6 protein-coding genes are annotated in these 12,822 nt (G+C 62.8%); 3 read left to right on the forward strand and 3 right to left on the reverse strand.

What is annotated here, in order from left to right; all coding sequences use genetic code 11:
• Nucleotides 1–13: 13 nt before the first annotated feature.
• Nucleotides 14–7,645: a tetratricopeptide repeat protein gene (locus CKO23_RS10290; RefSeq protein WP_200330685.1), complete on the reverse strand. Its 7,632-nt coding sequence runs from the start codon at nucleotides 7,643–7,645 to the stop codon at nucleotides 14–16.
• A 550-nt stretch (nucleotides 7,646–8,195) separates the two neighbouring features.
• Between CKO23_RS10290 and CKO23_RS10295 the strand changes: the two genes are divergently transcribed.
• The 3 genes from CKO23_RS10295 (at nucleotide 8,196) to CKO23_RS10305 (ending at nucleotide 10,108) form a co-directional block, all read left to right on the forward strand.
• Nucleotides 8,196–8,519 (forward strand): flagellar protein FlaG, encoded by a 324-nt coding sequence (locus CKO23_RS10295; protein ID WP_207168505.1) that lies wholly within the window; start codon nucleotides 8,196–8,198, stop codon nucleotides 8,517–8,519.
• Nucleotides 8,520–8,590: 71 nt separating this feature from the next.
• Nucleotides 8,591–8,992, forward strand: a complete 402-nt coding sequence (gene fliS / locus CKO23_RS10300; RefSeq protein ID WP_200330687.1) for a flagellar export chaperone FliS — start codon at nucleotides 8,591–8,593, stop codon at nucleotides 8,990–8,992.
• A 138-nt stretch (nucleotides 8,993–9,130) separates the two neighbouring features.
• Entirely contained in the window at nucleotides 9,131–10,108 is a 978-nt protein-coding gene (locus CKO23_RS10305) for a GGDEF domain-containing protein (protein WP_207168506.1), read from the forward strand.
• 383 nt (nucleotides 10,109–10,491) lie between these two features.
• On the opposite strand, the gene CKO23_RS10310 is transcribed toward CKO23_RS10305, so the two are convergent.
• Together CKO23_RS10310 and CKO23_RS10315 are read right to left on the reverse strand one after the other, a co-directional pair.
• The gene (locus tag CKO23_RS10310) at nucleotides 10,492–12,222 is read right to left on the reverse strand and encodes a cation acetate symporter (protein ID WP_200330689.1); all 1,731 of its coding nucleotides are present in this window, start codon (nucleotides 12,220–12,222) and stop codon (nucleotides 10,492–10,494) included.
• On the reverse strand, nucleotides 12,219–12,527 hold the full coding sequence (locus tag CKO23_RS10315; protein ID WP_200330691.1) for a DUF485 domain-containing protein: 309 nt from the start codon (nucleotides 12,525–12,527) through the stop codon (nucleotides 12,219–12,221). Before CKO23_RS10315 ends, CKO23_RS10310 begins: the two co-directional genes overlap by 4 nt.
• Between the last annotated feature and the right edge of the window lie 295 nt (nucleotides 12,528–12,822).

Below are 12,822 nucleotides of genomic sequence, written 5' to 3' on the forward strand. Positions count from 1 at the left end.
GCGAGCTCTCTCTTTAGGTTCTTGATCCGGAATAACCCTTCACTTGCGCGATCATATGCTCGAAGGTCGCCTCGAGCGTGCGGGCCAGCCCCGCACCATCGCAGAGTGGACTGTGACGCATCCGTTCGCGCTGGGTCGCGCGCAGAGCACGACGAGTCTCCACATCGCGCGCCAGGGCGACGACGGTTGCGACATACTCCTCGGCATCGCGCGCGATCCAGTCGGTGCGTCCGATACCCGCCAAAATGGCCGCGCCCATGCGCCCGCCCATCCAATCGCCGGTCAAGGTGACCAGCGGGACGCCCATCCAGAGGGCATCGAAGGCGGTGGTGCCGCTGTTCAACGGCAGGGTGTCAAGGGCGATGTCGAGTCGGTCGTATTGGGCCATGTGCTCGGTCCAGGAGCGGTTTTTCCCCGCAAAGACGAGGCGGTGCTCGGCGATTCCAGCCTCGGCCAGGCAGGCGTGGATACGCTTCTGTGTGGCTGGATCCGTCGCCTTGGCGTCCTTGAGCAGAAGCCGTGCTTGAGGCAGCGCGTGCAAGACCTTTGCCCACAGCAGCAGGCTCTGCTCGCGCACTTTGTTGAGGTTATTGAAACTGCCGAGCCACAGAGTGCCGTCAGGGGCGGGCTGCCAGGCGGGTGTCGGGGCATCCTCGGGAATGTCGTAGGCCAGCCAGGGGCGCGGCAGGCGCCACACCTGCTCGGTGAAGCCATCATCGAGTGCTTGAGGAACCAGGGTATCGTCGGCCAAGAACCAATCCATTTCGGTGAGTCCGGTCGTGCCGAAGTAGCCGATGTAATGGCATTGCACGGGGGCGGCCCGCCGCGCGATCACGCCGAGGCGATTGTCTGCCGTGTGGCCGCTGGTATCGATCAAGATGTCGATCCGGTCGGCGCGAATGCGTGCGGCGGCGTCCTGGTCGCTGAGCCCGACGATGGGTGTCCAGGCATCGGCGAGTGCGCGCAGCGGTGCCGCCTCGGATTCGGACCTGGCCTTGGTTGGATACATCCGCACACTGACGCGGCGGCGATCGAGGGCGCGTAGCCAGGGGAGGAGAAATCGGGCCACTGGATGGTTGCCGAGTTCGGCCGAGAGCAAACCAACACGGAGCGGTCGGCCGGTCTGGCTCGGGATCCTGAAGGTTTGGTGCCGCGCTGTATCGCGCTCATCCGCGCTGAGCACTGCGCGCTCCCAGCACTGGGCCTCGCGGCGCAAGACAGCTGGCTCGCGGAGTCCCGTATAGGCGAGTGTGAACAGCAGGCTGCTATAAATTCGCTGATTGCCCGGCTCGATCGCCAATGCACGGCGGTAGCTGTCTTCCGCTTCCTGCAGTCGTCCTAGCGAACTCAATGTCCATCCGAGATTGCTGAGGGCATCGGCATAGTTTGGGCGTAATGCGAGAGCCTGACGATAACATTGCTCGGATTCAGCGAGCCGACTGAGGTTGCGAAGCGCGACCCCGAGATTGCAATAAGCGGTAGCGCGCTTGGGATCTAGAGCCAAGGCATCTTGGTAACTCGCCACCGCCTCGTGAAGGCGGCCCATGTCTTCCAATACATTGCCAAGATTGACGTGCGCCTCGGTGAGTTCCGGATGGCATTCGATGGCCTGGCGGAAGCTTCGCTCGGCTTCTTGGAGGCGTCCGTGCTCAAGGAGCAGATTGCCTAGGTTGTTGTGGGCTTGGGCATAGCGCGGATTCCAGCGAATCGCTTCCCGGTAACGCTGTTCGGCCTGCGCGGCCTGACCAAGCCGATGATAGGCGGAGGCTTGGTTATAGAGCGCTCTGACGTGCTTGGGATCGATCTCCAGGGCGCGGGCAAAGACGCGCACGGCCTCGTCGGTGCGTTCGAGTGTCATCAAGATTCCGCCCCGGATGTTGTCGTTGTCGGGGTCCCTGGGGTTGTGGCGAATCGCCTGATCGATGGCCTGCAATGCTTCCTCGGGTCTGCCGAGGCGCGTGAGCGCGCTTGCGTAGAGCTTCCATGCGAAACTGTCAGTCGGTGCTCGCTCGATGGCTTGTTGCGCTGCGGCCTCAAGCTCGGTGAGGTGGCCGTTTGTGAGTAAGTCGAGCAGTTTGGCGCGCGTATTGCATTCCGTCGATTGAGCCTTGTTGCGGCGATCGCGCTTTTTTCCCTTTGTCTTATTCGGATGCTTGGCGGAGACCATTGCTGTCCGCGGCATCGCCACGGCATCCGGTGGTGTTGTGCTGCCAACGATCGGCGAGCGGCCGTGAGCGTCGCGCTCAATCGGAGAGGATGCCGCTGTTGGACTCGAATCCAGCATCTGCGAGCATGCCTCGACATCCTCCTCTTTGAGTCCGTGCTGTCGGCCGAGCGCCAAGATCTCGCGCGCGGCGGCGTTCTGTCCCGAGCGATGCAGCGCATCGACATAGGCGAGCCAAAATGCCTCCTGTGAGGCATCCGCTTCGAGGGCGTGGCGGAGCCATGGCAAGGCTTCGAGCGGCCGTTCAGCCTGTAGGAGAAGCACGCCCAGAAAATGATTGGATTCTGGGTGCTGGGGATGCGTCTCGAGGATCTCGCGATAGAGCGGCTCCGCATCCTGCAAGTTGCCGGCTTGGTGATACGCGAGCGCTCGAAGCAGGGTTTGCTCGAGCGTGGGCGGGGAGGGCGCAGCTGGCAGCGGCTCCGTGGGCTGGAGCGAGGCCGTTTGCCGCGTCATTGGTTGTGGCTGCTTTCTGGAAGGGTTCGGCAGACGTGCCTCGTCAATAGGCTCGTGCTCGACGTCCATGCCGCGGACGGACGCTGTCGATTGCTGCTCCCACCACTGAGCGAACATCTGCTCGAATGCGTCTTCGAGTGCGCGCGCCAGCCCAGCGCCGTCGCACAGCGGGCTCTGGCGCATCTGCTCGCGCTGCTCGAAGCGCAGTGCGCGGCGCCTGTCGACATCGCGGGCGAGCGCGACGACTTTGGCGACATAGTCCTCGGCATCTTGGGCGATCCACTCCGGGCGATTGAGTCCGGTGAGGATCGCCGCCCCCATGCGTCCGCCCATCCAATCACAGGCCAGGGTGACCAGCGGAACGCCCATCCAGAGTGCATCGAAGGCGGTGGTGCCGCTGTTCAATGGAAAGGTTTCGAGGGCGATGTCGAGCCGGTCGTACTGTGCCATGTGCTCGGGCCAAGAGGGTGTCGGCTCGGCGAAGACGAGGCGATGCTCGGCAATCCCTGTCGCGGCCAGGGTGGTGCGAATGCGCGTTTGCGTGGCCGCGTCCGTGGCCTTGGCTTGCTTGAGCAAGAGCTTCGCTTCCGGAAGCGCCTGCAGGACCTTGGCCCACATCTGTAAGGACTGCTCGCGGACTTTGGTGAGACTATTGAAACTGCCGAGCCAGAGGGTGCCGTCTGGAGCAGGCTGCCAGGCGGGCTCAGGGGCGTCTTGCGGAATGTCGTAGGCAAGCCAGGGGCGCGGGAGGCGCCAGACACCTTCGGTGAAGTGCGCATCGAGGCTGGGTGGTACCAGCGTCGCATCGGCGAGGAACCAGTCGATCGCGCTCAGTCCCGTGGTGCCGAAGTAGCCGACATAGTGGCATTGCACGGGTGCGGCCCGACGCGCCATGACACCGAGACGATTGGCCGCGGTGTGGCCGCTGGTCTCGATCAAGATGTCGATCTGGTCGTCGCGAATGCGCGCCGCGGCGTCCTGGTCGCTGAGTCCGATGAGGGGTATCCAGGCATCGGCGAGCGCGCGCAACGGCGCGGCCTCGGATTCGGGCCTGGCCTTGGTCGGATACATCCACACGCTGAAGCGGCGGCGATCCAATGCGCGCAGCCAGGAGCAGAGGAAGACCGCCACGGCATGCTTGCCGAGCTCCGCCGAAAGCAGGCCGAGGCGCAAGGGGCGGCCGGTCGGAGGTGGCGGCGCGAAGGCTCGGTGCCGTGCGGCCTCGCGCTCGGTGCTGCTGAGCACGGCTTGCTCCCAGCCCTCGGTTTCGTGCCGCAAGGCCGTTGGCTCGCGCAAGCCCGTGTAAGCCAGCGTGAATAGGAAGTTGCTATGAATGTTCGGATTGTCGGGCTCGATCGACAGTGCGCGACGGTAGCTGTCTTCGGCTTCGCGGAGTCGTCCTAGGTGTTGCAGGGTCAAGCCGAGATGATTGTGTGCGAAATGATAGTCTTCTTTAATTGCAAGGGCACGACGCAAGATCCTTTCGGACTCTTCAAGTTTTCCCCAGTCACGGTATAGGCCGCCAAGATTGCATAAAGTCATCAAATTCTCTGGATCGAGGGATAATGCGTTCTGATAACAGCTTTCCGCTTCCGAAAGAAATTTGAGGTTCGTGAGAACTTGACCGAGCAGATTATGCGCGTCGATAGACTTTGGGTTGATCGCGAGGGCGGAGCGAAGACTGCGCTCGGCTTCAGCGAGGCGACCTGTCTTGCCGAGTAGAGCTCCCAGGCCAATGTGGGCGGGGTCGTATTCCGGATTCAGTGCGATCGCGTGACGATAATCGCTTTCAGCCGCACTCCATCTCCCCAAGGCGCTGTTTACATTCGCCCTATTATGGAAAACCCCGGCCTGTGACGGCATCAGGGCAATTGCTTTGTCGAATTCCGCCAACGCCTGATCGTTCTTGTCGAGACTGCTCAAGAGACAACCGTACAGTTTATGCGTGTCGGCGTCCGTGTCGTTCAATGACACCGCCTGTTCGAGCGCGACCAGTGCTTCGTCGGCTCGGCCGATTCGCATCAATACGCCGCCGTACATTTTCCATGCGAAGCCATCCGCTGGTGACTGTTCCGTGGCTCTGCGGGCAGCGATCTCGAGCTCGCTCAATGCCCCTGTCTCCCACAGGCGTATCAACGTCTCGTGGTCGTGCTTGCTCAAGATAACCTCCATGCGGCCATGGCTATTCGCTTTGGCTGCCTTTCCCTCGGCGCTTATCGCCTTGACGCGCGGACCTGTTAGGCGGCCTTTGGCTTGCTGCTCCGACGCCTGATCGAACATCTGCTCGAAGGCGTCTTCGAGCGCGCGCGCTAGTCCCTCGCCATCGCAGAGCGGACTTTGGCGCATCCGTTCGCGCTGGGTCGCGCGCAGGGCACGGCGGGTTTCCAGATCGCGCGCCAAGGTCACGACAGTGGCGACATAGTCCTCCGCGTTGCGTGCGATCCAGTCGGTGCGTCCGATCGCGGTCAGGATGGCCGCGCCCATGCGTCCGCCCATCCAATCGCCGGCCAAGGTGACCAGCGGAACGCCCATCCAGAGTGCGTCGAAGGCGGTGGTGCCGCTGTTCATCGGCAGGGTGTCGAGGGCGATGTCGACCCGGTCGTAGTGCGTCATGTGCTCATGCCAGGCCGGTGAGCGTCCGGCGAAGACCACTCGCTGCGGGTCGATTCCGGCCTCGCTGAGGCCGGCACGGATCCGGGTCTGAGTGGCGAGATCCTCTGCTTTGGCGTCCTTGAGCAGGAGGCGTGCCTCTGGGAGGGCATGCAGCACCTTGGCCCAGAGCCTCAGGCTGTCCTCGCGGACCTTGTTGAGGTTGTTGAAACTGCCGAGCCAGAGGGTGCCGTCGGGATCTGGCTGCCAGGCCGGCTGCGGGGCGTCCTCCAGCGGATCGTAGGCCAGCCAGGGACGCGGCAGGCGCCACACCTGCTCGGTGAAGTGCGCGTCCAGCTCTGGCGGGATCAGGGTCTCATCGGCCAGAAACCAATCCATCTCGGTTAGTCCGGTGCTGGCGAAGTAGCCGATGTAATGGCATTGCACGGGTGCGGCGCGGTGGGCAACGACTCCCAGGCGGTTGTCGGCGGTGTGGCCGCTGGTGTCGATGAGGATGTCGATCGCGTCGGCGCGGATGCGCTCGGCGGCCTCGCTGTCGCTCAGGCCGACCAGGGGCGTCCAGGCATCGGCGAGCGCGCGCAGGGCGGCCACCTTGGGCTCCCGCCGTGCCTTGGTGGGATACATGATCAGGGTGATGCGGGTGCGGTCGAGGGCGCGCAGCCAGGGCAGTAGAAAGTGGGCGACCGCATGTTGTCCCAGCTCTGCCGACAGTAGTCCGACGCGCAGTGGGCGTTCCTCTAGATGGGGAAGCGCGAAGCGTCGATGGTGGGCAGTGTCGCGCTCGGCTTGACTCAGGATTGCGTGCTCCCAGCCTTCGGCCTCGCGTCGGAGTGATGCCGGGTCAGCATATCCGGTGTAGGCCAGGGTGAAGAGGAGGTTGCTGTAGACCTTGGGGTCATTCGGCTGGATGGCCAGGGCGCGGCGGTAGCTGGCCTCCGCCTCGGTTCGTCGAGCCAGATCCTCGAGCACCATGCCAAGGTTGTAGTGCGCCTTTGCGTGGTTCGGATCCAGCGCCAGGGCGCGACGCAAGCTCGTTTCCGCATCGTTTAGGTGGCCCAGGTCTTGTAGCGCCCGCCCTAAATTGCTATGCGCCTCGGTGAGGTTGTGGTTCAACGTCAAGGCGCGACGGTAGCTCTGCTCCGCCTTGTCATGTCGCCCCAGATATTGGAGTACATTGCCTAGGTTGTTGTGCGCTTCCGCAAACTCCGGTGCGACTTCCAGCAAGTGCCGGAGCACGTCCATCGCCTCAGGTTGTCGGCCGAGCTCGGTGAGCAGGTTGCCGAGGTTGTTGAGCGATTCGATGTTGTCTGGTGCGAGGGAGAGCGCTTGGCGGCAGGATGCCTCTGCCTCGGACAGCCGACCCTGATGCTTGAGGGCTAGGGTCAGTTTGCAGTGTGTCTCGAAACTCTCGGGGTTCAGGCTTAGCGAGCGTCGATAAGACGCTTCCGCCTCTGTCGAACGGCCTAGATCCTGGAGCAGCACGCCGAAGTTGAAGTGCGCTTCGGCATAGTCCGGTTTCAGTGCCAGGGCTTGGCGATAAGCTTCCAGGGCATCATCCGAATGGCCGCGCGCTTTGAGGATGCCGCCCATTGCGTTCTGGAGTTCCGCGTCGCGCGGAGTGAGGAAAACAGCTCTGCGGAGCGCGGCGAGTGCCGCTTCGCCTTGCTCAAGCTTGAGGAGTGCGCTACCCAAGACCTTCCAGGCGAAACCATCTGCCGGGTACTGCTCCGTGAGCTGTCGCGCACCTGCTTCCAGCTCGACGAAATTCCCTATTCGAAAGAGTTCGATCAGCCGTTGACGCTGCTTCGATGTCGTGTAGAACGCCTGCTGGACGGTCTCATGCGCCTCTTCGCACTGGCTGCCCTGGGCGTCTTGACGCAGGCGCTCTGAATCTCTCTCTTCCTCCGGGCAGGGGGGCGCGTGGGAGCCGACCAAAGGTACCCGTTGGGTTTCATGCTCCGCCGGTCGTGCATCGCGATGCGCCTCGGGGCTCGGGCTGCGCTCGAGCTGACGCGAAAGGGCTTCGACGTCTGACGCGCTGAGACCGTTTTTTTGCCCCAGGGTCAGTAGGGCTTGCGCGGCCTCTGGTCGCCCGGCTTGATACAAGCCAGTTGCGTAGCTGAGCCAGTAGTGCGGTTGTGCGAGGTTCGATTCCAGTGCCGCCTTCAGCCATGGAAGGGCTTCGGCGGCCTGGCCAGTCGCTGCGAGTAGCAGCCCAAGGTGGTGGTTGGCCTCGGCGTGATCGGGCTGTGCTTCCAGGATGGCGCGATACAAGGGCTCGGCTTTCTGCAAATGACCGGAAAGGTGATGCTCGACGGCTTGTTCTAGAAGTTGGTCGAGGGTGAACTCGGGCATGTGATCGGTGTCCCGTTTTCTGCGTTTCGAGAGGCTCGCTTCGTCTTGGCAAGTGGGGGAGGGCGACCGTGGCTTGATCCTCGTGGCTTTGAAACAGTCAGCACGGTTCCCTTTGTCTCGCTGTCGTTAAGCAGGAAATGCGCCTGTTTTCTTCTGCAGTGATTTCTTGATGGTGCTTGGTTCTGAGAATGGGGCTCGATGCCTAAGCCGTTGAAACCGAGCGGCATGCACGATCCTGATCGACGCATTCGAGTGTCCGTAAATCCGAGAGTTGAGCATGCTTCGCGAGCTACGAGCTAAAGAAAACTGCCACACCGCCGTTACCTGGGCTGTGAGTGCAGCAGGTCAGGTCAGGTGGCTACGTCCGAAGATCTGACGAGCGCGGCCCTTCGAAGGGTTCCGGTGATTCTGCCTTGCTTCGACAGTGAGCGAGAGAAAGAGAGCGTCTATGTCAGAGAAATCGATACCTGTCGGACTGGATGTCAAGAAATCGTCGCTAAACACGGTCTCTGGACTGACTGGTGCCAAGAGTCGTCAAACAGTCGGCGACGTGACCGCGCTCGAGTTCCTCCGGCAGCGGCAGCGGCCTTTGGAGCGGGGTGCCAACCCTCAGGCTTCGGGGTCCTTCAGTTTGGCGGAGCTTCATCGACGGTCGGCGCAGCCGCTGCGTTTCGTCGAGCTGCTCTCCGATCATCTCCAGCGGGTTCGGCGGAGGATCGAATGCGCGTCCGATGCGGAGACAGGGCGGATCGTCATCCGCGTGATCGACCGGGCCAGCCACGAGGTCGTTCGCGAGATCCCGTTCGAGGAAGCCCTGGCATGCCTGGGGCCTGTGTTTAAGCGGGGGCGCATCGATTGGAGTCGTCTGACCTGACGGCTGAACCAGTCGAGGCGAAGGCCCATCAAAGAGTCAATTCATCGCCACTCTTTCAGGAGTGAGGAACCATGTACGCCATGCGCAGAGAGATCAATAGCTATCGTGAGTCGGGTCACTTCGCCGAGGCGGCCGTCGCCGATCCGCATCGCCTGATTCAGATGCTGTTCGAGGCCACGCTTGAGAGCATTGCGGTCGCGCGCGGTGCGATCGCGAACGGCAATCTCAGGGCCAAGGGCGAGCAGTTGGGTCGGGCGATCTCGATCATCAATGGGCTGGCGGGCATGCTCGACCATGAGAAGGGCGGCGAGTTGGCGGGACAGTTGGCGGCGCTCTACGACTATATGGCCAGACGCCTGCTCGAGGGCAGTGCCAAGAACGACGCGGAGGCGCTGAGCGAGGTCGCTCGTCTGCTGCGCGAGATCAAGTCCGGTTGGGATGCCGTGCCCGAGCAGCTGCGCCGCGCGATCTGAGGTCGAGACGACGTCATGCCGAGCACTTGCTTACAGAGCACAAGAACGACGGAAACCCGTCACCTCGTTCGACGGCGTTGTCTACCACTCTGTTCTAAAAGCAAAAAATTCGTGGCACGCCATTCGCTTGAACATGGCATGACCAAGCTGATTCGGAACGCCGCCGTGAATTCGACCATTCAAACCGAGCCGCCTCATCTGTCACTCGTCACCTCCGCCGAGCGGCAATTTCACATGCCAGAGCAGGGGGTCGACCCGATCGCCTTCCTGCAAGCGATCACGGCCTCGTTGGAGCTCGATACGGTGATGGCGACCTTGAACGCGTTCCTCGCTGACCTGGTCGAGCACACCGGTTGGGAGTACCGACGTTCCGATGCGGCAGAGATCATGAAGGGCGGCAAGCCCGACCGCAATCGGCTCGAATATCTGTTGACACTGAACGGCGTGGAGATGGGCACCCTGAAGCTGATGCGCGGTCGCCGCTTCTCCGAGGATGAGCAGGTCCGCATCGAGGGGCTGCTGGGTCTGGCTGCGCCGGCCATTCAGAATGCGTTGCGCTTCTTCAAGGTCAGTCAGCAGCTGGAGCGCGATCCGCTGACGGGGCTCGGCAATCGTCGTGCCCTGAACCTGCAGGGTGCCCAGTGGTTGGCGGACAGTGTGCGGCACCATCAGCCGATCTCCATGCTGGTCATGGATCTGGACCGCTTCAAGGCGGTGAACGATACCTACGGGCATCCGGTCGGCGATCGCCTGCTCTGCCGGGTGGCGGAGACCCTGATGCATGTGACGCGCACGGCGGATCTCTGCGTGCGCATGGGCGGGGACGAGTTCGTGGTGCTGCTACCCTGGACAGACTTGGCCGACGCCCTGGAATGTGCCGAGCGCATTCGTCACGCCTTGTCGGAGCAGCCGATCGAGACGTCCGGCGGCGAGCAGGTGGCCGCGAGCGTGAGCATTGGCGTGGCGACCCTCCGCAAGGACATGGACCTGGACAAACTCTATCAGCAGGCCGACGAGGCCCTCTATGCCGCCAAGCGCGCTGGGTCGAACCGGGTATTGGCCGGTTCGAGCACCGCGGAATGCCGGCGCCGTGAACCGCTTGGCACGACCCATTAGGCAAATGCCCTTAGGTGGGTTTGGCAGAGGCGCAGCGGATGCTTGACCAGGGGCCGGGGTGGCCCGTGGATCCTCCCCTCAGATCTTGAGCCGGGTTTGCGCAAGGCCCGACCATACCTTGATCGCAGGCTGGACCGGTAGGGTAGACGAGCGAGAGCGAAGTCCAGCGAATCCCGTGCTCTTGGTGATGGGCTGCGCTCGTCCATCCAGAAGACGACTGGCTGGAACGAGGTTCTAGGCCATGTCTAACGAAGGGATTTCCAGGACGGGGGCGTTCTTCGACTTAACAAAAAACGGGGCAATTGCCCCGTTTTTTATGTGCCTCTGCTTGGTATTGGGTGAGACGTCCCTGTCTCTCGAACCTTCAGAGGGTGCTTGGCGCCTCAGTGCGCGCTGGCGCCTTCGGCCCCGATGCCGGTCTCGCAGCGGACCTTCTGTGCCTCGAAGGCGACGCGCTCCTGCTTGGCGCGCTCCGAGTTGTCCATCAGCGAGACGATCCAGATGAAGAAGAAGGCCAGCGGCATCGAGATGATGGCCGGGTTGTTGAGCGTGATCAGCCCAATGGCCACTTCCTTGCCATCGACCAGGGCGGTATGCCCCAGTACATCGCCCCACACCGCCTTGGACAGGATGGTCAGCACGACCGCCGAGATGAGTCCGACGAAGCCGCCGATGAGGGCGCCGCGGGTGGTCATCTTGCCCCAGAAGATGGAGGCGACCAGCACGGGGAAGTTCGCGCTGGCGGCGATGGCGAAGGCCAGGCCGACCATGAAGGCGACGTTCTGGGTCTCGAAGGCGATGCCCAGGCCGATGGCGACCAGGCCCAGCATGAAGGTCGCGATCTTGGACACGCGAATCTCGGTCTTCTCATTGCTGCGCCCGCGCGCGATGACGCTGGCGTAGAGATCATGCGAGATGGCGGAGGCGCCGGCCAGGGTCAGGCCCGAGACGACGGCGAGGATGGTGGCGAAGGCGACGGCCGAGATGAAGCCCAGGAAGAGGTTGCCGCCGACGGCCTCGGCGAGACGGATGGCGACCATGTTGGTGCCGCCATCGAGGCCGGCAACGAGCTGCCCCTTGATGATGCTGCCGTCCGCGGCGATCGCTTCGGGTTTGTAGAACTCGGGGTGTTGCAGCAGCAGGACGATGGCCGCGAAGCCGATGATGAAGGTCAGGATGTAGAAGTAGCCGATGAAGCCGGTGGCGTAGAAGACCGACTTGCGCGCCTCCTTGGCGTCCGGGACGGTGAAGAACCGCATCAGGATGTGCGGTAGGCCGGCGGTGCCGAACATGAGCGCCAGGCCGAGCGAGATGGCGTTGACCGGGTCGGTGACGAGCGAGCCGGGCGACATGATGGCGATACCCTTGGGGTGGACCTCGACGGCCTGCCGGAACATCTCCTCGGGCGAGAAGCCGAAGGTGGCGAGCGCCGCGATGGCCATGAAGGTTGCGCCGCACAGCAGCAGAACGGCCTTGATGATCTGCACCCAAGTGGTTGCGGTCATGCCGCCGAAGATGACGTAGACCATCATGAGTCCGCCGACGATGACGACGGCGATCCAGTAGTCCAGACCGAACAGCAATTGGATGAGCTTGCCCGCGCCGACCATCTGGGCGATGAGGTAGAAGGCGACGACGACCAGCGAGGAGATGGCCGCCATGGTGCGGATCTCGGTTTGGCCGAAGCGGTAGGAGCTGACGTCCGCGAAGGTGAACTTACCCAGGTTGCGGATCTGCTCGGCGATCAGGAACATGATGACGGGCCAGCCGACCAGGAAGCCGATCGAGTAGATGAGACCGTCGTAGCCGGAGGCGAACACCAACCCGGAGATACCCAGGAAGGAGGCCGCGGACATGTAGTCGCCGGCGATCGCCAGCCCGTTCTGGAAGCCGGTGATGCCGCCGCCCGCGGTATAGAAGTCCTTGGCGGAGCGGGTGCGCTTGGCCGCCCAGTAGGTGATGCCCATGGTGCCGGCGACGAACGCCAGGAACATGTAGATGGCCGTGTAGTTGACCGCCTGTTTCTCGACGGCGCCGGACAGCGCGGGCGCGGCCATCAGGATGAAAGGCGTCAAGAGTGCGAAGAGCACCCCCCAGGTTGCGTAGCGTCTCATTGCAACTCCTCGCGGACAGCCTTGGTCAAGGCGTCGAACTTGCTGTTGGCCTTGGCGACATAGATGCCGGTCAGGATGAAGGCGGAGATGATGATGAGCACGCCGATCGGCATCCCGATGGTGGTTGTTGCGCCGGCGGCGATGGGGGTTCCCAGCCAGGAGGGCGCGAAGGCGATGGTGAGAATGAAGCCGTAGTAGATGGCGAGAATGATGAACGTCAGCGTCCAGGCGAAGCGCTTGCGTGAACGCACGAGCTCCTGGTAACGCGGATGTGCCTTGATGGCATCGACCGAGTCTTGGTGCATAGAAATGCCTGCGGTTGGGTGAATGTGCGAGGGTCGAGTGGCGCGCAGCGCCTCACGGCGGCAAGCCGCAATGGGACGACTCCGGTTGGTGCTTTCAATGACGCGCGCATGGTAGCTGCCACTTCCGTAGGACGGACAGCCTGTTTTTGTTGTCGCTCGGGAATCCTGTGCGCGGGACGTACTAAGCCGCGCCGATTCTTCAGTGTGCTGGTCGGAAGGTCAATCGGGCATGGATTGAATCTATCAATCTCCTGAATTGCTGGATCCCGATTGGTCTCTCGATGCGTCGGGCGGA

The organism is Thiocystis violacea (genome assembly GCF_016583565.1).
GTDB lineage: Bacteria > Pseudomonadota > Gammaproteobacteria > Chromatiales > Chromatiaceae > Thiorhodococcus > Thiorhodococcus violaceus_A.

Excerpts from the sequence above, each read along its gene's own strand:
- CKO23_RS10290 (WP_200330685.1), bottom strand. The coding sequence starts at position 7,645 with ATGCCCGAGTTCACCCTCGACCAACTTCTAGAACAAGCCGTCGAGCAT.
- fliS (WP_200330687.1), top strand. The coding sequence starts at position 8,591 with ATGTACGCCATGCGCAGAGAGATCAATAGCTATCGTGAGTCGGGTCAC.
- CKO23_RS10305 (WP_207168506.1), top strand. The coding sequence starts at position 9,131 with ATGACCAAGCTGATTCGGAACGCCGCCGTGAATTCGACCATTCAAACC.
- CKO23_RS10310 (WP_200330689.1), bottom strand. The coding sequence starts at position 12,222 with ATGAGACGCTACGCAACCTGGGGGGTGCTCTTCGCACTCTTGACGCCT.
- CKO23_RS10315 (WP_200330691.1), bottom strand. The coding sequence starts at position 12,527 with ATGCACCAAGACTCGGTCGATGCCATCAAGGCACATCCGCGTTACCAG.